16 protein-coding genes and 1 pseudogene are annotated in these 21,878 nt (G+C 60.3%); 8 read left to right on the forward strand and 9 right to left on the reverse strand.

The features are described 5' to 3' along the window. Positions 1-7: 7 nt before the first annotated feature. Complete coding sequence (locus GKZ68_RS20055; RefSeq protein ID WP_173117941.1) at positions 8-3,268, reverse strand: SusC/RagA family TonB-linked outer membrane protein; 3,261 nt, start codon at positions 3,266-3,268, stop codon at positions 8-10. 238 nt (positions 3,269-3,506) lie between these two features. Here GKZ68_RS20055 and GKZ68_RS20060 point away from each other — a divergent pair, with 238 nt between their 5' ends. Further along, positions 3,507-3,710, forward strand: coding sequence for a hypothetical protein (locus GKZ68_RS20060; RefSeq protein ID WP_173117943.1), 204 nt, complete (start codon positions 3,507-3,509; stop codon positions 3,708-3,710). Positions 3,711-3,910: 200 nt separating this feature from the next. After that, complete coding sequence (locus tag GKZ68_RS22840; protein WP_173118579.1) at positions 3,911-4,216, forward strand: RagB/SusD family nutrient uptake outer membrane protein; 306 nt, start codon at positions 3,911-3,913, stop codon at positions 4,214-4,216. Between the two features lie 74 nt (positions 4,217-4,290). Here GKZ68_RS22840 and hslU read toward each other — a convergent pair whose 3' ends face one another. The 3 genes from hslU to lon all read right to left on the reverse strand — a co-directional run bounded on the left by hslU (position 4,291) and on the right by lon (position 9,377). Then, a complete protein-coding gene (gene hslU, locus GKZ68_RS20070; RefSeq protein ID WP_173117945.1) occupies positions 4,291-5,718 on the reverse strand; it encodes an ATP-dependent protease ATPase subunit HslU in 1,428 nt (475 codons plus the stop codon). Between the two features lie 108 nt (positions 5,719-5,826). Further along, positions 5,827-6,864 (reverse strand): type IX secretion system protein PorQ, encoded by a 1,038-nt coding sequence (porQ, locus tag GKZ68_RS20075; RefSeq protein WP_173117948.1) that lies wholly within the window; start codon positions 6,862-6,864, stop codon positions 5,827-5,829. 80 nt (positions 6,865-6,944) lie between these two features. Further along, positions 6,945-9,377 (reverse strand): endopeptidase La, encoded by a 2,433-nt coding sequence (gene lon / locus GKZ68_RS20080; protein ID WP_254244304.1) that lies wholly within the window; start codon positions 9,375-9,377, stop codon positions 6,945-6,947. Positions 9,378-9,874: 497 nt separating this feature from the next. Here lon and GKZ68_RS20085 point away from each other — a divergent pair, with 497 nt between their 5' ends. Then, positions 9,875-11,773, forward strand: coding sequence for an OmpA family protein (locus GKZ68_RS20085; protein WP_254244080.1), 1,899 nt, complete (start codon positions 9,875-9,877; stop codon positions 11,771-11,773). Positions 11,774-11,788: 15 nt separating this feature from the next. Here the strand turns inward: GKZ68_RS20085 and GKZ68_RS20090 are convergent. Continuing rightward, positions 11,789-12,795, reverse strand: a pseudogene (locus GKZ68_RS20090) (glycosyltransferase family 9 protein). A gap of 80 nt (positions 12,796-12,875) precedes the next feature. Next, complete coding sequence (polX, locus tag GKZ68_RS20095) at positions 12,876-14,597, reverse strand: DNA polymerase/3'-5' exonuclease PolX (protein ID WP_173117952.1); 1,722 nt, start codon at positions 14,595-14,597, stop codon at positions 12,876-12,878. Positions 14,598-14,757: 160 nt separating this feature from the next. On the opposite strand from polX, the gene GKZ68_RS20100 reads away from it, so the two are divergent. The 4 genes from GKZ68_RS20100 to GKZ68_RS20115 all read left to right on the forward strand — a co-directional run bounded on the left by GKZ68_RS20100 (position 14,758) and on the right by GKZ68_RS20115 (position 18,070). Next, complete coding sequence (locus tag GKZ68_RS20100; protein WP_173117954.1) at positions 14,758-15,204, forward strand: hypothetical protein; 447 nt, start codon at positions 14,758-14,760, stop codon at positions 15,202-15,204. 46 nt (positions 15,205-15,250) lie between these two features. Next, positions 15,251-15,661, forward strand: coding sequence for an EVE domain-containing protein (locus GKZ68_RS20105; RefSeq protein WP_173117956.1), 411 nt, complete (start codon positions 15,251-15,253; stop codon positions 15,659-15,661). 133 nt (positions 15,662-15,794) lie between these two features. Further along, positions 15,795-17,387, forward strand: a complete 1,593-nt coding sequence (locus GKZ68_RS20110) for a hypothetical protein (RefSeq protein ID WP_173117958.1) — start codon at positions 15,795-15,797, stop codon at positions 17,385-17,387. Positions 17,388-17,464: 77 nt separating this feature from the next. After that, positions 17,465-18,070 (forward strand): ribonuclease HII, encoded by a 606-nt coding sequence (locus tag GKZ68_RS20115; RefSeq protein WP_173117960.1) that lies wholly within the window; start codon positions 17,465-17,467, stop codon positions 18,068-18,070. Between the two features lie 125 nt (positions 18,071-18,195). Here the strand turns inward: GKZ68_RS20115 and GKZ68_RS20120 are convergent, their stop codons facing one another. From GKZ68_RS20120 to GKZ68_RS20130, 3 genes are all read right to left on the reverse strand, one after another. Next, positions 18,196-18,540, reverse strand: coding sequence for a response regulator (locus tag GKZ68_RS20120; protein WP_254244081.1), 345 nt, complete (start codon positions 18,538-18,540; stop codon positions 18,196-18,198). Positions 18,541-18,617: 77 nt separating this feature from the next. Further along, positions 18,618-20,177 carry an ATP-binding protein gene (locus GKZ68_RS20125; protein WP_254244082.1) on the reverse strand — a complete coding sequence of 520 codons (1,560 nt, stop codon included), beginning with the start codon at positions 20,175-20,177 and terminating at the stop codon, positions 18,618-18,620. Positions 20,178-20,192: 15 nt separating this feature from the next. Continuing rightward, positions 20,193-20,564 (reverse strand): CZB domain-containing protein, encoded by a 372-nt coding sequence (locus tag GKZ68_RS20130; RefSeq protein ID WP_173117962.1) that lies wholly within the window; start codon positions 20,562-20,564, stop codon positions 20,193-20,195. Positions 20,565-20,673: 109 nt separating this feature from the next. Here GKZ68_RS20130 and gcvT point away from each other — a divergent pair, with 109 nt between their 5' ends. Further along, a complete protein-coding gene (gene gcvT / locus GKZ68_RS20135) occupies positions 20,674-21,786 on the forward strand; it encodes a glycine cleavage system aminomethyltransferase GcvT (protein WP_173117964.1) in 1,113 nt (370 codons plus the stop codon). The last annotated feature ends 92 nt before the right edge of the window (positions 21,787-21,878 follow it).

Consider the following 21,878-nt stretch of genomic DNA (forward strand, 5'->3'; position numbering starts at 1 on the left):
AGGTAGGTTAGAAAGTTGCGGTAATGCTAGCGCCGTAGAACTTGGTAGGCGGCGTCTGGTTCACCGTGTTGATACCAACGGCGTTGCTACCAGAGTTCCCGAAGCTGAATTCCGGGTCCGTATAAATATTTTCCTTCGGAACCCAGGTGTAGAGGTTGCGGCCGTAAATATTCAACGATGCACCTTTCACAAACCCGGTTCTGGTCAATAGGGCAGCAGGTACTACGTAGCTCAACGACAACTCCCGGATTTTGAAGAAGTCACCCTTGGTTACATAGTTCTCGGCGATACTCGTGTTGTATGCCCCACTGGCCCAGAATTCTGCACCACCTGGCGTTAGGCCGGTAGTATTGGGCGTGAAGGTTTTGCCACCGTCATTTGAGATAGCCGAGTTTGGCAGCACGAAGTCTTGCCGGCCGTAGCTGGCGCTACGCTGGCCAGCACCCGTGAAGTCGAGGTTCTCCCCAATGGTGTTATAGATAACGTAGCCCGTACGGTATTCGCCCTGACCTGCCAGGGTGAAGCCCTTATAGGCAACGCTGAAGTTCATACCGTACTTCTCCTTCGGCAGGGTGTTACCAAAAATCTTGGTATCGGGAGCCTTTATGGGCACATAGCGGGTGTTGCCATCCGGGTCTTTGATGGTATTCATCTCAATCAGACCATCAGCCGTGCGCTGATAGTAGGAGCCGCGCAGTACCGGGAAGGGCTGGCCTTCCGTGGCATAAAGGTTGGCATTGCCACCAGTGGTCAGGGGCAATTCGTGTACGGTAGGCAGCAGGCTGACAATCTGGTTGTTGTTATAGTTGAAGTTGCCCCCAACGGTCACAACCAGGCCATTATCCGTCCGAATCGGTGTCAGGTTCAAATCAACTTCCACACCATTGTTACGCACTTCACCAGCATTGAGCAGCAAGGTGCTATAGCCCGTAGCGCGCGATACGCTGCCGCTAAGGGTCTGGTTGGTGCTCTTCTGCGAGTAATAGGTAAAGGCTGCGCTAATGCGATGCTTGAGGAAGCTCAACTCCGTACCAACCTCCGTAGAAAGAGTTTCTTCCGGCTTAAGACCGGGTTGTACAAGTTGGTTGCCAGCCGTAAAGGAAGTTAAACCACCGAAAGGGAAGCCAGAGCCCAGGCCATATACGGAATTCGTGGCATAAGCACCACCCGTAGAAGCGACACCAAGCGAGAGAAGGTTAGCGGGCGAGTTGTTTGGGAAAGAGGGAGTGTTACCCAGGTTAACCTGGCTAACTTTGGTAATACCACCCCGAATCTTGCCATAATCCAAGAAAGAAGCGTCTCTAAGGGCCGGGATAGCGTTAGTGAAAATGAGTGAGGCATCAACCCCAGGGTAGAAGAAGGAGCGGTTACCAGCGTCCAGCGTCGAAATATTGTCATTGCGGCCCGAGCCATGCAGGTAGAAGAAGTCCTTGTAGCCTAGGGTCAGGTCGGCATAGAACGAATACTGATGGGTAGTGAAGGTACCATCACCGCCGGTTAATTCGCCCACCCGGTTGGCCAGGTTGAATAGGCCCGGGGTAGCTAGTGCGTTCGAAGCCGTGAAGTTGTAGCGGCTAGTCAGCGACTGTACGTTGTTACCTAAAATAGCCCGGACATTGATATCGCCGAAGGTCTTATCCATGTTCACGAATAAGTCTGAATTGATACGGGTCAGGTTGCTGCTCAGGTCCTGCACGAAGCCGGGGAGGCCGGTAGAGGTTTTATTGGTATTACCAGCTTGGTTATAAGCGTTGTAGGTAAACTTGTCTTGTGTGATGATGCTCGATTGGTCAATAGAGGTGGTACCAAGCCGGTACTGTACCTTAAACCAATCCGACACTTTATATGCTAAATCAATATTGCCAAGCAGTGTGCTGCGCTTGTCGTTCGTGCGGTTGTTATCGATGATGAAGTATGGGTTCTGGTAGTAAGCGTTGTAGTATCCGTTGGGGTTCGCATATTCATCAGTCTGCCAGTTCTTATACTGCGTGATGGGAGCCATCACCGTCGTATTGAAGATGTTCCAGTACACCGAATTATCGCGGTCCAGGTTAGAGGTCATATCTACTACCTGCTGCGAGTAGGAGACATTGAACCCTACCGTCAGCTTACCTAATTCTCGCGATGCATTAAAGCGAAAGTTATTGCGGTCGTACTTGTCCTTCGGGACGATGCCATTGTTATGCACATTCTGATAAGAGGCAAAGAACTTGCTCTTTTCGTCACCGCCGGAGAATGAAACGCCATTTTGCGTCTGGTAGCCAGTGTTGAAAAACTTGCGCTTTTCGTCAGGACGGGCGATGAAGCTTAGCATCTGCTGGTCGCCGTTTGCCAGGGGCTCGCCGAAAGGGCGGAGCGACCCATCGAAGCGTGGGCCATACTGCTGATTTTCAAAACCTTGATATTGTGTGGTATAACCTTCATCGGGGCTGTTATTAGCCGTAAACTTCGGTAAGTTGTTCGTGTACACATTGGCACCAGGGCCAAACTCTGTCTGAAACTTGGGCAGAAAGGATATTGACTCAAATTGCGAAGTATGAGAGAAAGTAACCTGGGGCGTGCTACCACCTTTTTTAGTGGTAATAATCAAAGCACCGTTGGCAGCCTGCGAGCCATACAAGGCAGCTGCGTTGGCACCTTTCAGTACACTCACACTGGCGATATCATCGGGATTAAGCGACGTTAGTACCTCATTCGTTGAGATAACCCCGTCAACTACTATAAGGGCTTGGTTGTCGCCAGTAACTGAGCGCGTGCCGCGCAGGGTTACCCGTACGCTGGGGTTAACACCAGCCGAAAGGGTCTGGATTTGCAGACCCGATACCTTGCCAGCCAAACCGTTTGTCACGTTGGTGACACGGGCCTGAGTAACTTCTTTCGTATCGAGAGTAGCAGTAGCATAACCAATTTCCCGTTCTTGGCGCTGGATACCTAATGCCCCCGTTACCACAACTTCGCCTAGTTGCTTGGAGTCAGTGGCCAAAGCTACATTGATATTAGTGCCGTTACCGATGGGTTGTTCGAGAGTTGTATAGCCAACAAAGCTGAATGTCAGAGTTGTAGCAGAAGTCGGAACGCTCAGCGCAAAGGCGCCGTCAGCGTTAGTCGAAGTGCCAATAGTGGTGCCCTTAGCCAGTACAGTTACCCCCGGCAAGCCTTGGCCGGAAGAACGGTCCGTGACACGGCCCGAAATATTACGGTCTTGTGCGGTTGCCTGATGCCACAAGCAACTGAGCAGAAAGACTAGTAGTAAAAAAAAATGCTTCATACTATAAGGTTTGGAAAAAGTGAAAATAGACCACCCCATGCAACGGAATGAGATAAATCCGCTGCCAAGGTATTACTTTTTTGTCAAACCTTGGGTAAGTAAATTCAGGAGCTAGCGACTAGAATTTAAGCGCAAGTATTAAAATATAATAAATATTATATTTTAATAAAAAAATAATTATTTATTTTTTAAACAATAAATATTATGAGTTAAGTTAAATTAAGAAAAGCTTAAAAAAATGTTAAAAAATGGCTTCCTTGCTACGCTTAAATTTAATAGAGTAAACTACTTTGCGGCTTCAACAAATTTTGCCATCAATACCTGGAAGTATGCCCAGCAGATGCCGGCCGTAGAAGGTTTTGCCTCGATGCCGCTGGCTTCGACTACTACCCCCGATGCTATCTGGCAGCTGTATTTCTCTAATACCGACCAGAATCTATAGGCCTTCTACTGGTGTCCTTCGCCGGGTGGCCGCAACGAGTTTGACCCCGGACCCGCGCTGATTGCTGCCCACCCCGCTGGCGACAAACATCTGGTTATTAATAACAACCCTTCGCCCGCTGGTGCCACCCTGCAGTACCCCCACCCAACTATCCGTGACGATTACTTCAACTGCGTGCGCTACGCTGAAGTGGTCTTGACATTGCGGAAGCCGCTGCCCAAACCGGTGATTTACTTACGGCCGCCGCGCAGTTAAGTGTTATTCGCAATCGCGCCGGCCTGGCGCCTAGTCCCGCTACGACCGCGGATGCGTTGGTTGCCGATATCGTGCTTCAGCGCCGCTTAGAGCTAGCCTGCGAAGGGCAGCATTGGGTGGGCCTGCGCCGCACAAATACCATTCGGACGGCGTTGCCGACCTGCCCCCAAACTTTCCGTAACCTCTTCCCCATCCCCGCGCGGGAGGTGAATATCACGGGTGGCGTAATCACGCAAAATGCGGGTTTCTAAACCTGTTGCTATTAAAAAAAGCCCCTGGCCAATGCGGTCGGGGGCTTTTTTACTTTAGGATGAATCTAAAGTGCTTACAAGATATACTGGCTCATATCCCGGTTTTTCACCATGTCCCGTAGGCGCTCTTCTACTAGCTGGGGCGTGATGGTGAGCGCGGTGCCGGCCGGCAGCTTGTCGGGCACGTCGAAGAGCAGCTCATTTAGCAGGCGGCTCATGACGGTATGCAGGCGGCGGGCACCGATGTTTTCGACCTCACTGTTTACCTCGGCGGCGATGTCGGCTAGCTTGAGCAGCGCTTCATCTTCGAAGGTGAGCTGCACATCTTCGGCGGCTAGCAGGGCCTGATATTGCTTGGTGAGGGCGTTTTTGGGGTCCTTGAGAATGCGATAAAAGTCGTCCTTAGTCAGGCTTTGTAGCTCGACGCGGATGGGGAAACGGCCTTGTAGCTCGGGGATGAGGTCGCTAGGCTTGCTCACGTGGAACGCCCCGGCGGCGATGAACAGAATATGGTCGGTATTGACGATGCCGTACTTGGTATTTACAGCCGAGCCTTCCACAATGGGCAGCAGGTCGCGCTGCACGCCCTGGCGGCTCACGTCGGGGCCACCGCTCTTACCGCTGCCGCTGGTAGCTACCTTATCAATTTCATCGATGAAGATGATGCCCGAGTTTTCGGCCTGCCGAATGGCTTCCTCCTTTATCTCGTCCATATCGACGAGCTTGGCGGCTTCTTCGTCCAGTAAAATTTTGCGGGCCTCGGCCACTGATACCTTGCGCTTGCGCTGCTTCTTGGGCAGCATATTGCCCAGCATATCCTGCAGGCCCGACATGGTGGCCTCGTCCATCATGCCCGGCGCCCCCATGATACCCACGCTGGGGGCACCCTGGGCCACGTTGATTTCGATGCGCCGGTCTTCGAGTTCGCCGTGGCGGATTTTCTGGCGGAAGCGCTCGCGGGTGCGCTCGTTCAGCTCCTGGTCGGAAGAGGGTATGGCGTCGGTGGCGCTGCCTTCGCCGCTGCCGAAGCCCAGGTTGGAGCGGCCGGCGCTGCTCCCTTCCTTACCCGGCGCCTTGAGCGGCGGAATGAGCGCGTCGAGGATGAGGTCTTCCACGGCCTGGGCAGCCTGGGCTTTCACTTCTTCCTGGCGGCGCTGGCGCAGGCGGCTCACGGCCTGCTCGGCCAGGTCGCGCACCATACTTTCCACGTCGCGGCCCACGTAGCCGACTTCGGTAAACTTGCTGGCCTCGACTTTCACGAAGGGCGCGTCGGCCAGGATGGCTAGCCGGCGGGCAATCTCGGTTTTGCCCACGCCGGTAGCGCCTATCATCAGAATATTGTTGGGAACAATCTCGCGTTGCATATCGGCCGGGGCGTGCAGGCGGCGCCAGCGGTTGCGCAAGGCAATGGCCACGTGGCGCTTGGCCTCGTGCTGGCCGATGATGTACTTATCGAGCTCGGCTACAATCTGGGCCGGCGTCAGGAAGCTGGAATCTAGCATAAATGGAAGGGTCGCACCGGGTTTTGGGGTGCCTAAATGCAGGGTAGGAGTACAGAACAGCACTGCAAACCCCGGCGTTTTAACCCTGCGAAACCCGGTGCGGAGTAATTACTGTGCAGGTGGGGGAGAAGAGGCGCCAAACCGTCGGCTTAGCGTGAAATAATTGCTGCTGCCGGCCGCCTGGAGCGTCGCATACGTATAATCGAGCTGAAACTGCGAGATTTTGAGCATGGCGCCGAAGCTGAAGCCCGCCCCGCCGCCCACATTGTCGAGGCGCAATTCGCGGGCTTGCAGGTGGTTGTAGCCCATCCGCAAGCTCAGGCCCTTGCCCAGCAGCAGCTCGGCGGCGGCCGTGAAGTGCCGGGCCAGGTTGTCGCCCCAGTTAAAGCTGGGCTTTACCTCTACGTTGTTGGCGTCGAGGGTGCCACGCGCATTGGGGTCGAGGTACTGGATATTCCACTGGTGCAGGTGGTGGGCCGTGAAGGTGAAGCGCAGCGGCATGTGCTCGGGCTTCACAGTAGTGCCGAGCTGCACATCGAGCGGCAGCGGCTCGCGGGCGGCGGCGGTGTAAGGCTTCAGCATGTAGCCCGCGTTTTTCACTACCAGGCCCACCGCAAAATCCTGGTCGGCGCGAGGCTTGTAGAGCACGCCCGCGTCGCCGGCTAGCCCCACGGCGCGATTGCCCGCAAGGCCCGACACCGCCAGCTTGGCCGTGAGGCCGAAGGTGAGTTTGCCCTTGGTGTAGGAATCGGCGGCCGCCAGGGCGTATTCATTGACTGCAAAAGTGCCTAATACATTGCCGGCATCGTCGACGTTCGGTATGTCGCCATAGCTAGAATACGTCAGCCCTAACCCAAAGCGACCGCGCTTCTCGGTATTGAAGGCATAGGCGGCCGTGCTGCGCTTAATATCTGCCACATAGTTCACGTAGCTTAATCCGGCCGCGTGGTCCATGTCGGCATTGAGCAGCGCGGGGCTGGCAAAAAACTGGGTAGGGTCGCTGCTGCGGGTCGAGGCCGTCATGCCGCCCAGCGCGGCCACCTGCGCCGAAGGCGGCAGCTCCAGAAACGGAAATGCCGCGCGCCCGCCAATCTGCGCTCGCGCGGCCAGGGGCAACACCAGAAGAAACGGTAAGAGTTGTTTCATATAAACAAGGTAACGCGCGCTGCGCCAGCTTTCGCCTGGGGCCAGCCAGAAAGTCGCTTGCTGGCTAGCCCCAGGCTCCGCTACTGCACTTCCACGCTCGGGCCTACCGGGGCGGGAGCCTCGTCGCGCACGGGCAGGTGCTGGGGCCGGGCCACCAGCTCGGGTAGCAGGGCCACGGCCAGCACGTCATCGACGCGCTCGGCGTAGTGAATGTGCACGCCCTTGAGGTACTCGGCCGGAATTTCCTCCACGTCCTTGCGGTTTTTGGGCGAAAGGATAATCAGGTCGATGCCGGCGCGGCGGGCCGCCAGCAGCTTTTCCTTGATGCCGCCCACCGGCAGCACCCGGCCGCGCAGCGTAATCTCGCCGGTCATGGCCATCTTCGGCCGAATCTTGCGCTGGGTATAAGCCGAGGCAATACTGGTGAAAATGGCGATGCCCGCGCTCGGCCCGTCCTTCGGAATGCCGCCCTCGGGAAAGTGAATGTGCAGGTCGTACTGCTCAAACATCCGGTAGTCGATGCCCAGCTCATCGGCCCGCGAGCGCAGGTAGGAGAGCGCCGTAATGGCCGATTCCTTCATCACGTCGCCGAGCTGGCCCGAGAGCGTGAGCTTGCCCCGGCCCCGGCTCAAGAGGCTCTCTACGAACAGAATATCGCCGCCCACGCTGGTCCAGGCTAGCCCGGTTACTACGCCCGCCGTGTCGTGGTCCTGGTCTTTGTCGCGGTCAAAGCGCGGCGAGCCCAGGATTTTTTGCACGTCACCAGGGTCGAGCTGGGCCGGTAGCGGCTCCTTGCTGGCCTTGCGGCGGGCCAGGTTGCGGGTAAGGGCGGCCAACTGGCGTTCGAGGCTGCGCACGCCGCTCTCGCGGGTGTAGTCGTCGGCCACGCGGTGCAAGGCCGCGTCGTTAATTTTAACTTCCGTTTCGCCCAGGCCGTGCTCGCGCAGCTGCTTGGGCCAGAGGTGTTTCCTGGCAATCTGCACCTTCTCCTCCTGCGTGTAGCCCGTGAGGTCGATAATCTCCATACGGTCGCGCAGGGCGGGCTGAATGGTATCGAGCGAGTTGGCGGTGGCAATGAAGAGCACTTTGCTCAGGTCGTACTCCACCTCCAGGTAGTTGTCGGTAAAGGTCGAGTTCTGCTCGGGGTCCAGCACTTCGAGCAGCGCCGAGCTGGGGTCGCCCCGGAAGTCGCTGCTCACCTTGTCAATCTCATCCAGAATAATCACCGGGTTGCTCACGCCGGCCTTTTTTATTTGCGAGATAATGCGGCCGGGCATGGCGCCCACGTAGGTTTTGCGGTGGCCGCGAATCTCGGCCTCGTCGCGCACGCCGCCCAGGCTCAGGCGCACGTACTTGCGGCCCAGCGCGGTAGCAATGCTGCGCCCGAGCGAGGTTTTGCCCACGCCGGGCGGGCCGTAGAGGCACAAAATCGGTGCCTTTAAGTCCTGCTTCAGCTTGAGCACGGCCAGATATTCCAGGATGCGCTCCTTCACCTTTTCGAGGCCGAAGTGGTCGGCGTCGAGGATTTTCTTGGTCGTCTTGAGGTTGAACTTGTCCTTGGTCGTCTCGTTCCAGGGCAAATCCAGTAAAAACTCCACGTAGCTGAACGTCACCGGGTAGTCGGGCGACATCTGGTTGATGCGCCCGAGCTTGGCTAGCTCCTTGTCGAAGTGCTTGGCTACGGCCTCGGGCCACTTTTTGCCCAGGGCCCGCTGCCTGAGCGCGGCCACGTCGCCCTCGGCGCTGCCTTCGCCCTGGCCCAGCTCATCTTGCAGGGTTTTAAGCTGCTTGCGCAGGAAATACTCGCGCTGCTCGGCGTCGATGCCGGTGTGCACCTTGGTGCGAATATCGTTTTTGATTTCCAGCAGCTCAATTTGGCGCAGCAGCGCTTCGAGTAGTTGGCGGCCCTGAGCTTCGGGGTCGGCTAGCTCCAGCAACTGCTGCTTGGCGGGCAGCTCGAGCTGCACATTGGAAGACAGAAAATGAATGAGGAAGGCCGGCGACTGAATGCCGTCGAGCATGGTGCGCGCCTCCATCGGAATTTCGGGCGTCAGCTCCAGCACTTTGCCAGCGGCCTCGCGCAGGCTTTGCAGCAGCACCATTTCGCCATCGACCCCGGCATCGAGGGCGCGCTCGGTGAAGTACGACACCCTGGCCGTGAGCTGCGGCGAGTACGTGAGCTGCTCGCCCACGTGAAAGCGCACCTGCCCTTGCAAAATGATGGTAACAGTATCGTCGGGCTGGTCGATGAGCTTTAGAATGCGGGCCAGGGTGCCCACGGGGTGCAGGTCGTCGGTGCTGGGCTCGTCGGCGTCGGGGTGGCGCTGGGCCACTACGCCCACCAGTTTCTCGTTTTTGGCGGCCAGCTTGCGCACCAGCCGAATGCTTTTTTTGCGCGTCACCGTCACGGGCAGCACCACGCCGGGAAAGAGCACCGTATTGCGCACCGGCAGCAGGGCCAGCACTTCGGGCGCCTCGGCGGCGGGCAGTAGGTGGTCAGGGTCGGCGGCCATAATGGCAATGGCTTCGGAAGGTGAATCGGGGCCAACCGCCAACAGGCGGCTAGGGCCAGACAAATCAAAGGGCATGGGCAAAGCAGAAAAAGGCCGGCCGGCGCGGAATCGAACAAACTGGCTGCCAGAGTGGCAGCCGGCTTCCGCCGTACTAAGGTACAAGAGGGCTAGCCCGCAGCCGGGGCAAGGGCCGTGCCAGTCCGGCCCGCGCCGCCAAACCGGCGCATCCCGGCCCGGCCCGGCATAGCAATTTGCTAATACTGGCCATTATGTAAGAACTTGCGGGGCCGTTCCGTTCCCACTACCTAGTCAATGCGCTATCCGCTACTTTTTTGTCTGTTTTGCTGGTTGCTTATGCTGGGGGCTAGCCGGCCGGGGCTAGCCCAGCACGCGACCCGCCCGGCGGCAAAACCGGCCAAAGTAGCGCCGGCTGCGGCTCCGCCCCGCCCGGCTAGCCCCCCCGGCCCGCCTACCAGCAGCGGGCGCTGCGCGGGCGCGTGACGCGCCGCCTGCGCGTGCACGCCGATGGCACCCCCGATTTTCCAAACGTCAACAAAATTGCCTTTTTTGAGGATAAAAAGGCGCTCAAGGCCATTCAGCGGGCCGAGCGCCGCCACCGCTACGCCGAGGCCCGCACGCTGCTGATGAGCTACGTCGGCCAGTTTGGCATTGAGAATTTTTACCGCAATACCGACCTGCTCTGGCACCTGGGCCAGCTCTTGCAGCGCGACAGCACGCAGCAGGAGTTAGCCAAGGCGTATTTTCGGCTAGCCCTCAAGCACCACCGCACCGATGTGCGGCGCGTGCAGCTCTACTACGACTCGCTGGAGGAGAAGGCCGCTATCCTCTACGTACCGCTCAAGGTGTACTACGACGTGGTGGAGTACCGCAAGAGTATCAGCACTTTCCACCCGCCCAAAAACGTGTATACCAACATGGGCGACGCCGTAAACTCGAAGTATCCCGACTACGGCCCCGCGCTGGGCGCCGGCGATACCGTGCTGCTTTTCACCTCCAAGCGGCCGCAGGGCAAGGGCGTGCGCACCCGCGAGCAGGAAGACCTGTACGTGTCGCACAAGGAAAGCGCCAACTACTGGTCTGACGCCCAACCGCTGCCCAAGCCCATCAATTCGCAGTATAACGAGGGCTCGGCGTGCTTCTCGCACGATGGCCGCACCATTTTCTTTGCCCGCTGCGAGTGCCCCACCTGCCACGGCAACTGCGACCTCTACACCGCTAGCCTCGGCAAAGACGGCAAGTGGAGCACGCCCAAAAGCCTTGGCCCGCTCGTGAACTCCGTGGCCTGGGACTCGCAGCCCACGCTCTCACCCAAGGAAGACACGCTCTACTTCGCCTCCGACCGGCTAGGGGGCTTCGGCCTCAGCGACATCTACTACACCGTGAAGGGCAAAAATGGCCAGTGGGGCCGCGCCCTAAATATGGGACCGGTGGTGAACACCCGCGAGAGCGAGGTAAGCCCGTTTTTTCACCCGCTCTACCAGGTGCTGTACTTCAGCTCGCGCGGCCAATTGCTCAATTTTGGCGACTTCGACATCTACAAAACCTACCGCGTGCGGGGCCGCTGGCAGGAGCCGCGCAATATCGGCCCGCTCGTAAATGGTAAAGGGTCAGAGTATTACTTCACTATTGACAGCCAGAGCAAAAACCTCTACTACGCCCGCTCGGAAGAAAAAGACCTCAACAACCTTGACCTCTATTCCTTCCCGCTGCCGATGGAGGCGCAGCCGCTGGCCACCACCCAGGTAGCCGGCACGCTGCTCGACTCGGTGAGCAACAAGCCCCTGAAAGGCATGGTCAGCATTATCGACTTAGATAATGGGATTGAGGTGGCTAGCAAATACTTGCGCGCCGACGGCTCGTTCGATTTCGAGCTCATCGAAGGCTCGCACTACGCCATGCTCATTCAAAGCCCCGACGCGTTTTCGGTGGAGAAGCGCTTTGAGCTCAAGGGAGATACCGTGATGACGATGCTCACCAACAGCATCGATTATAAGCTGCCGCTTATTTTTAAAAATATTGAATTTGAGGCCAATAAGTCGAGTATTTTGCCCAGCATGCACCCCACCCTCGACCGTATCACGCTGTTCCTGATTGACCACCCGACGTATAAGCTCAGCATTTCGGGCCACACCGACGGCCGCGGCGACCCCGACGTGAACGAGAAGCTCTCGCAAGACCGCGCTGAGGAAATCCGGCGCTACATCGAGCGCAAGGGCAAGCTAAGTCCCAACCGCATCGAAAGCTTCGGCTACGGCTCCAGCAAGCCCCTCAAAGACGAGCTGACCGAGGCCGACGCGCGTATCAATCGCCGCGTGGAGTTTCGGCTGATAAAGCCCGAAGGCGAGAAGGGCGCGAGCGGAGCCGACTGGAAGTAGCTATCAGTGAAAGCTTTACCTAGGCCAATCGCGCTGCAAGTTCTGCTCGCGCATGCATTTAAAATGTCCCTGCGGGCACTTGCCGTAGCCGATTTTGGAGCACGGCCGGCAGGGCAGGCCCAGTACTTCGAGCGCCTCAAACTTGGTGCGGTAGGGGTACATGCCAAACTGCGGCACCGTATTGCCCCACACACTGTAAATCTCTTTCTTGAAGGCCGAGGCAATGTGCATCAGCCCCGTGTCGTGGCTGACCACAAACTGTGCCTGCCGCAGCAGCGAGGCCGATTGATGCAGCGAAAGCTGCCCGCACCCGTTGAAAATGAGCGTCGTAGCCGCCAGCTGGATAACGTGCCCGGTGCTCTCATCTTCGGGCCCCCGAGCAGCACCACCGGGCGCGGGGCCAGGTTTTGCACCAGCTCAATAAGCTTTTCCACGGGCAGGCGCTTAGTGGCGTGCTGCGCGCCGATGGCCACGGCCACATATTCCCAGGGTCGAAAACCGGCCGGTAGCTCGGCGGCGAGGTCCACTTCCTGGCTAGCCGGGATAAAATAATCGAGCCCCGCGCCATCGTCCTTGATGCCCAGCGGCGCGGCGGCTGCCCGGTAGCGGTCCACGATGTGCACCGGCGGCAACTGGTTGATTTTGAAGCGTACTAATAAGTATTTCTGCCAGTTAAGCTTATCGAAAGCCTGGCCTGGCACGCCCGGCAGCTGCAGCCGGATAAGCCGGGTGCGCAGGCTATTATGCAAATCCACAATAAAGTCGAAACGCTCGGCGCGCAGCTCGCGCACCAGCTCGCCCAGGCTGCCGCTCAGCAGGTGCAGCTTATCCACGTAGGGGCTGGCCTCGAAGAGCCCGGCAAAGGCCGGCTTGGTGGCAAAGTGCACCTGCGCATTCGGCACCTGCGTTTTCAGCTGCCGCACCACCGGCGTCGTCAGCACAATATCGCCGATGGAGGAGAAGCGTAGAACCAGGATTTTCATAAGAAACGAAAGAACGTCATGCTGAACGAAGTGAAGCATCTCGCTTGCCCCGTTGGATTACTAACCCTAGCGGCGCGAGCGAGATGCTTCACTTCGTTCAGCATGACGTTCTTTTAAGACTAATTTTTAGTTCTTTTTTTCCGCGCCGCGAAGTACGCCGCTGCCTCGTCTACCGACTTGGTGTTGAACGTCATCTCCTTGGTTAGCATGCCTTTGCGGCCGGCCAGCACGCCGTAGCGCATGTCGGCGTAGCCGTCGGTGTGGTGGGCGTCGGGGTTGATGCTGAGTTGCACGCCCCGGTCGATGGCGTAGCGCACCCAGCGCCAGTCGAGGTCGAGCCGCCAGGGGTTGGCATTGATTTCGATAATGACTTGGTGCTCGGCGCAGGCATCGATAACGGCCTTAAAATCAATGGGGTAGCCGGCCCGGCGCAGCAGCAGCCGGCCGGTGGGGTGGCCCAGCATGGTGCAGTGCGGGTTGGCAATGGCGGCCAGCAGGCGCTCGGTGGCGCGCTGCTCGTCCATCTTCAGGTTGGAGTGGATGCTAGCCACCACGAAGTCGAACGTATTGCGCAGGGCCTCGTCGTAGTCCAGCGAGCCATCGCCCAGAATATCGGCCTCAATGCCCTTAAAGATGCGGAAGGGAGCCAGCTCCGCGTTCAGCTCATCAATCTCGCGCTGCTGCTGCCGCACGCGCTCGGGGCCCAGGCCGTTGGCGTAGTGCGCGGCCTGCGAGTGGTCGCAGATGCCAAGGTACTCGTAGCCCTCATCGCGCAGGAAGGTGGCCATCTGGCGTAGCGAGTGGCTGCCGTCGGAGTAGGTGCTGTGGTTGTGCAGCGAGCCGCGCAAGTCGCTGTCTTCCAGCAGGCGCGGTATTTTGCGCGCGGCGGCCAGCTCAATTTCGCCCAGGCCTTCGCGCAGTTCGGGCACCACGTATTGCAGGCCGGCTTTCTCATACAGCGCCTCTTCGCTGGCAAAGCGCTCGCGCTTGGCCCATTGGCGCAGGCTAGCGGGCTGGCCGGGGCCGGACTGGGGCAGCGCTGCCGCGAGATGGGCCTCGTTGCCGGTGCTCACAAAGAGCTGATTGGTAAAATCATCAGTGGCCACCACGCGCACCGCTACGCCCACGCCCGAGTCGGCCACGGTGCCGCGCCAGGCGAAGGGCCCCGAGCGCAGCACGTCGTGCCGCAGGCCGGGCGCGGCATTGAGCAATGCGTGAATGGGCGCCGGGTCGGGGCTAGCCACCAGAATTTCGATGGTTTCCACGATTTCGAGGGCGCGCCGCACCTCGCCGGTGGCGGCTACTTCGGTCACGCCGGGCAGCTGGCGCAGGCGGGCGGCCAGGTCGCTAGCCAGCTGCTCGGCCTGCGAAAACAGCAGCTTGCCCGCACTCTGGTCGGTGAAGGCCAGCGCGGCCAGCAGGCTTTCCTGGGTTTTGGCCCCAAAGCCCTTGAGCTTGGCCACCAGGCCGGCCTCGGCGGCTTCGCGCAGCTGCTCGGGACTTTCGATGCCGGCGTCGCGCCACAGGGCGCGCACTTTCTTGGGGCCGATACCTTTGATATTCAGCAAGTCTACTACGCCGGGCGGCGTTTTATCGAGCAGTTCCTGCAGTTCCTTGAACGTGCCGGTATCGAGCAGCTCGGCCACTTTGGCGGCCTGCGTTTTGCTCAGGCCGGTGCGGTCGGGCAGGCCGGGGCGCTCCACCTCGGCCACCGGAAACTCCAGCTGCTCCAGGGCCGTGGCGGTGCCCTCGTAGGCCCTGATTTTGAAGGCGTTTTCGTCGTGCAGCTCCAGGAGCTGGGCCGTGAGCCGGAAGGCTTTGATGAGGGCGCGGTTATCCATTCCTACGGGTGATGGGTGGTTGCGAAGTGTGGGTGGCGAATTGAGCGGGCGGGCTAGGGTAGGGAAGCAGCTCGCCGCAAAGAGCAAGCACCAATCAGTGCCAAAAGTACGGCCCAGCCGATGGGCAGGATGCTGCAAATGCGCGTACTATTGCCTTATCATGGTTTCCGTTTCACGCTTGGGCGGGCTAGCCGGCATCCTGCTGCTGGCCGTTGCCTGCCACCCCGACCACTCCGCCGAGCTGCCCGCCGGCCAGCTCGCTGCTTTGCACGGCACTTGGCTGCTCGTGCCCGAGGCTAGCCGCGCCGATACGCTCAGCTACCGCCGCAACACGTACCGCTTTAAGTATCGGCCGGGCGGCCGACCGGGCTTTCGGCTGGGGCCGGCCCAGCGCTTTGTGCGCTACGACGTGGCGCCCGGCGGCGGGCTGGTGGCCCAGGAGGGCACCTGGACCGAAACCACGGCTGGCCACCTGCTCATCCATCTACCCGAGCTAGAGCCTTCCGAACCCGACTATGAGCTGGAAATGCTTGACTATAAGCAAGGGGTGCTGCGCCTGCGCCGCCTCAGCGAGCGGCCGGCGGTCGAGATTATCCGCAATCCCTGACTGGCTGGCTAGGGGCGGCGGCCCCCGCGCCCCGACCTTTGCGGCTATGAACCACTGGCTCGTTAAATCCGAACCCGAAGCTTATTCCTGGGCCGACTTCGTGCGCGACGGCGGCACCGACTGGACGGGCGTGCGCAACTACCAGGCCCGCAACAACCTGCAAGCCATGCAGCCCGGCGACCTGGCCCTATTTTACCACAGCGTGAGCGAGAAGGCGGTGGTGGGCGTGGCCCTGGTGCACGCTTCGGCTGCTCCCGATGCCACCGCCGAGGCCGGTAGCCCCTGGGTGGCGGTGCACCTGCGGCCCCACGCGCCGCTAGCCCGCCCCGTGCCGCTGGCCGCCCTCAAAGCCGACGAGCGGCTAGCGCAGCTTGGCCTGCTGCGGCAGTCGCGGCTGTCGGTGACACCGGTGCGGCCCGACGAGTTTGACCTGATTCTGGCCCTGGCGGCGGGCTAGCCCAGCCTGGCCCATAGTTGCCTTGCCAGAGCTTGCCAAAGCTGCGAAAAAAAGGTATCTTCGTCCACAACCCCCCTAACTATTTGCGCCGGGGCTGCGTTGCGAGGCTGGCTATGAAACACTTCTTCGCTTTTTGGGGCTGGCTGCTGCCGCTCGGGCTGTGGGCGCAGCGCACCCCGCCGCCCCCCCGGCCGATGCGCCGGTGCAGGCGGCCCGCACCGAGCTGCTGCTCGACCCTGCCACCGACGAGGTGCAGGTGCAAGCCCTGCCCGCCGATACGGCCGTGGTACTGCTCATCCGGCACGAAGGCCCGGGCCTGCGCAATAAGCCCCGCTACGTATTGCAGCAGTACGGGGCCAACCTGCACCTGCGCCGCGAGGTACCCGTCGATATTCCGCCCGAGTATGAGGTGCAGCGCCTGTGCGCCGAGCCGGGCATCGTGTACGCGCTGTTTCGGGTGCGCGAAACTACGGGTAAGCTGCTGGCTTTGGCCTATGACGCACATGGCGGCCAGGTACGTTTGCAGCCCTTCGATACCAAACTATGCCGCGAGGTGGTGGGACTAAAGGCAATGGCCGGCCGGCTGCTAGCCAACGTCACGCTCACCGACCAGCTGCACCAGACCGTGCTGCTGCTCGACGTGGCTAGCGGCCAGTTTCAGTTTCTGCCTTCACTCTACGAGCCGCTCGATACGGAGCTTACCAGCGTGGCCGACCGCCCCGCCGGCCACGCCGAGTTTGTGCTTAGCCAAAGCAATGGCCGCAAGCAGCGCCTTCAGCTCAAGCGCCTCTCGGCCGAGCACGGGCAATTGCTCAGCTCCGAGTTTGTGCAAACCGAGAGCGAACGCAGCCTGCTCACGGCCCAGCTTAGCCCGCCCGAAGACACTACTGCGCGCCTGCTGGCCGGCACCTATGGTCTGCGCGATGTGCATTATGCGCAAGGGCTTTTTGCCACCGACCTCACCGCCCGGGCCGCCACCGCCGCCACCGGCAAGCCAGCGCTGCGCTTCTACGATTTCAAGCGCTTTAAGCATTTTTTCGACTACCTCAACCCGGCCCGCGAGGCCCGGCTGCGCGACCGTACTGCCCGGCGCGAGGCCCGCGAGGCTAGCCCCGTGCACTGGCACTTTCACCTGCTGCTGCACGAAATGCTGCGCCAGCCCGATGGCGGCTACACGCTGGTAGCCGAGGTCTACACACCGCAGTATAATTACTCGGCCTACGGCAGCGGGATGCCCCTGAGCCCCTACTCCTTAACTGGCCGCAACGCCTACAATGCGCTGGGGGGCTACACGCCGTACAGCAGCTACGGCTCAAACCGCGCCTTCACCGGTTTTCGTACCTCGCACGTCCTGGTTTGTGGGTTTGATAAGCGCGGTAACTTGCTCTGGGATAATACTTTCGTGGTAGGGCCGGGCCTGGTGCGCTCGGGTCTTGAAGAAGCCGTGCAACCCCTGGTACTGGCCGATGGCCACATGGTGCTAGCCTACCTGCTCGACAATGAGCTGCACTACAAGCGCATCCGGCAGGGCGAGCCGAGCCCCAATGACACCAAAGTGGAGCTGCTCACCAGCGCCAACAGCCAGGCTGAAAAAGTGCTCGACGTGCAGCAGCCCGACCTGCTGCCCTGGGGCGATAACAAGTTTATCGCCAGTGGTTTCCAGCGCATTAAAGTAGACCGGGGCGCCGAGCGGCAGGTGTTTTTTCTGCAAGCGCTAACCTTCTAGGGCTAGCGCAGCGAGGCGCGCGCCGACCTTTGTAACCGGCGCTGGCTGGCTACGAAGGTCGGCGCGCTGCCTTGCTTATGCCGCCTGATAGTACCAAGACACCATCCTTGCTCGCCACCCATACCGGCCAGCCGCACGAGGCTGGCCTCGACGAGGCCGGGCGCGGCTGCCTGGCCGGGCCGGTGTTTGCGGCGGCCGTTATTCTGCCGCCCGATTTCAATCCCCGGTTTCTCAACGACTCCAAGCAGCTCACGGCCCGTCGGCGCGAGGCGCTGCGCACCCTCATTTGCGCCGAGGCCGTGGCCTGGGCCGTGGGGGAAGCCTCCACGGCCGAAATCGCGGCCATTAATATCGCGCAGGCTAGCTACCTGGCCATGCACCGGGCGGTGGCGGCGCTGGCCGTGCCCGCCACGCATCTGCTGCTCGACGGCAACCGGTTTCAGCCTTTTCCCGGAGCGCCCCACACCTGCGCCGTGAGGGGCGATGGCCGCTATCGCCACATCGCGGCGGCCTCCATCCTGGCCAAAACGTTTCGCGACGAGCACATGCTGGTCCTGGCCCAGGAATACCCGCAGTATGGCTGGGCCCAGAACGCGGGTTACCCCACGGCCGCCCACCAAGCAGCGTTGCGCGCGCATGGCCCTAGCCCGCATCACCGCCCAAGTTTTAGGCTGGCGTATTAATTCTTGCTAAAACTATCCGTTGTCTTTCAGCTTCAGCAAATCTAAAAACAGGCTGAACCCATCGACGGTGCCGCCGCCTTCACCCCCAAACGAGTCGAAGGTGAGCGGCTTGATGATGTAGCCGCTCACGCCGAGGCTGCTAGCCCCGAGCGGTCGGTATCGAGGTCCGACGTGGTCATGATGAACACGCTGAGGTCGTTGAATTCGGGGTCGTTGCGCAGTATTTTGAGGAGTTCCAGGCCGTTGAGGCGCGGCATATTCAGGTCGAGCATTACCAGGCTGGGGCGCGCAATCTTGGTTTCGCCATTTTCGCCGCGTAGCAGGTTGAGGGCTTCGCGGCCGTTTTTGGCGTGTATCAGCGGCACGGTGATATGTTGCTTGCGAAGTTCCCGCTGCACATTCATCACATCCATCTGGTCGTCTTCGACGAGCAGGATGCTAGGTGAGGCGGACAAGGAAAGGGGGGACATGGAACAAAGGAAACGGACGGGGCCAGTATAGGCAGCTTATGCTAACGAGACAAAAAAAGGAAAAGATTCGGATTTGGCTATTTGGCCACGGCGGCGAGCTGTGCGGCTGGCACGGCCTGCACGCTGGCCGAGGCTGCCTTGGCAGCTGGCTTTTTGGGCCAAGTGAAAAAGAACGTAGCGCCATGTCCTTCAGCCGACTCGACCCAGATGCGGCCGCCCTGGCGCTCTACTATTTTCTTGACGATGGCCAGCCCCACGCCGGTGCTTTCAAGGGCGTCGCGCTCTACCAGGGTCTGAAAAATAATAAAAATGCGCTCGTGGTATTCGGGCGCAATGCCGGGGCCATCGTCCTGCACCGAGAAGCGGTAAAACGTGTCGTTGAGGTCTTCGCAGCCGATGCGGATGGTGCCGGTGCCCGGGTGGTCGTGGTACTTGATGGCGTTGGAAATCAAGTTGGTAAACACCTGTTGAAGCTGCGTGCGGTTGGTGGGTAGCGTGGGCAGAAAAAACGGCAGTTCCAGCTGCATGCCCTCGGGCAGGCCCACGGTGTCGGTGATTTCGCGCAGCAGCTGGCGCACAAACACTGCCTCGTTGGCTTCGGCCACCTTGCCCACCCTAGCCAGCGCCAGAATGCCGGTAATGAGATTTTCCATGCGGTGCACCCGCTGCCGCATCAGGCCCAGAAACTCCTGGATGTGGGGCGGCAACGAGTCCTTGCCCATATCTTCCTCAATCCAGCGCGAGGCGCTCTCGATGCCGCGCAGCGGGGCCTTCAGGTCGTGCGACACCACGTAGGCAAACTGGTCGAGCTCCTGGTTTCGGCCTTCCAGCTGGCTGATATTCTGGTCAATGGTGCGGGCCATCGTGTTCAGCGTTGTCGTCAGTTCGCTCACCTCATCGTGCTCGGTGTCTACGAGTTGCGTTTTGTAGTCGCCATCGGCCAGGCGCCGGGCCATGGCTATCATGCTGCGCAGGCGGTGAGACAGCAGCCGCACAATGTACACGGCCCAGAACAAGCCAAAGAGCAAGGCTAGCCCGGTTATCAGCCCCGACAGCGTTTGCGCGCGCGAAATACTGTCGGCCAGGCGCTGGCGCTGGGCCTGGCGGTTGGCAGTTTCGGCCGTGTCGAAGCTAGCCATCTGGAAGCGGATGGCATCCATTACCTGCTTGCCGGCCAGGCCTTCGGTCAGGCTAGCGTGGGCCATGCCGGTGAGGCCCTGCTGCTGCGGGTCGCGGGTATGGGCGGCGCGCTTTTCACTTATCATCAAGTGGGTGTAGGCCGTCCACTGCTGATAATAGTGCTGGGTGGTGTCGAGGCGCTGGCGCTGCGCCGGCTCATCAGTCAGCTCGTCGCGCAGCACATTAAAACGGTGCAGCAAGTCGCGCTCACCCGAGTAGTAGGGCTGGAGTATCTGCTCATTGCCGAGCAGCAAGTAGCCCCGAAAGCCCGTTTCCATGTCGATAATGCTGCGCAGCAGCGTGGCGCCATCGGCCGAGGTATGCTGGGAAACCTCCACCCGCTGCGAGTTGCGCAGCACCTGGCCCGCGAGGCGATAATTAACCACTACCACGGCGGCAAACAAGCCCAGCAGCAGTAAGAAACCGGCAAAGAGTTTAGTAGTAAGGTTAATTTTCATGGTTGCCCGGCGCCGTCACGCTTGCGCAGTACGCAGTTTGGCTTCCATTGTTTGCAGCAGCGCCAGGATATTGTCGGCCAGCACCTGCACCTCGCCAAAGCCGGCCAGGGCTTCTTCGCGGTGGCCGGTCAGGTGCAGGTCCATGAGCCGGTTGGCCTGCTGGTGGATGAGGCGGTGCTGCAAATCGAGCTCGCGCAGCTCGGGCAGGTGGCTGTAAGGTCCCTGCCGGCGCTCGGTTATCCATTGGCCCAGCGCGCACTGGTCGGCGTCGCGCAGGGGGCCCTGTTCGTTGCTATTGCCGTGCAAAAAAGAGCGCAGCCGGGCTTTAAAAGAAAAATGCTTGACGAGGGCAGACTCAAAATCCTGCTTGATGGCTTCGGGACTCATACCGCAAAGGTACGTGCTAGGCCAGCCGGGTGCCCGGCGCGTTGCCGGGCGCGAAGTAGCTTTGTAATTGCCCGGCCCCGCTGGGCACCTTGTCCATCCCCCTTTTTTCATGGAAGCTACCCCGCTCAAAACCGTTGCCCTGCACGAAACCCACCAGCAGCTAGGCGCCAAAATTGTTCCGTTTGCCGGCTACGCCATGCCCGTGCGCTACTCCTCCGACCTGGAGGAGCACCACACCGTGCGGCGCGCCGTGGGCATTTTTGACGTGTCGCACATGGGCGAGTTTCGGGTGCGCGGCCCGCAGGCGCTGGCCCTCATTCAGCGCACTACCAGCAACGACGCCAGCAAGCTGCAGCCCGGCAAGGCGCAGTACTCGTGCCTGCCCAACGCCACCGGCGGCATTGTCGACGACCTGCTGGTGTACATGCTGGGCGAGGAGGATTACTTCTTGGTAGTCAATGCCTCCAACATCGAAAAAGACTGGAACTGGCTGCAGCAACACAACACCGAAGGCGCGGAAATGGAGAACCTCTCCGACCAGCTCAGCCTCTTTGCCGTGCAGGGCCCCAAAGCCGCGGCGGCGCTGGCCTCGCTCACTGAGGTGGACCTGGCGAGCATTCCGTACTACAGCTTTGTGCAGGGCACCTTCGCGGGCGCGCCCAACGTCATTGTCTCGGCTACCGGCTACACCGGGGCGGGCGGCTTCGAGCTGTATATTCCTAATGAGCACGCCGCCGCTGTCTGGAACAAGATAATGACCGCCGGTCAGCCCTTCGGCCTCAAGCCCATCGGGCTGGGCGCGCGCGACACGCTGCGCCTCGAAATGGGCTATTGCCTCTACGGCAACGACATCGACGACACCACCTCGCCCCTCGAAGCCGGCCTGGGCTGGATTACCAAGTTTACCAAAGACTTCACCAGCAGCGAGGCCCTAAAAGCCCAGAAAGCCGCCGGCGTAACGCGCAAGCTCGTGGGCTTCGTGATGGACGGCCCCGGCGGCCTGCCCCGCGCCCACTACCCCTTGGTCGATGCCGAGGGCAATGCCATTGGCGAGGTAACCAGCGGCGGGCAGTCGCCGAGCCTCAGCAAGGGCATCGGCCTGGGCTACGTCAAAACCGAGCTGGCTAGCCCCGGCACCCCGATTTTTGTGCAGGTGCGCGGCAAAAACCTGCCCGCCACGGTGGCCAAGCTGCCGCTGGTGCCCGGCACGGAGGAAGTGTAGGGTCCGAGCTTGCTTTTTTGAAAGAGAACGTCATGTTGCGCTCGTCGAAGCATCTTGCCTGAATCGTTAGGATAAGTCCCCCTAGCGGCGCA

The sequence above is a fragment of the Hymenobacter sp. BRD128 genome (assembly GCF_013256625.1).
In the GTDB taxonomy this organism is placed as follows: domain Bacteria; phylum Bacteroidota; class Bacteroidia; order Cytophagales; family Hymenobacteraceae; genus Hymenobacter.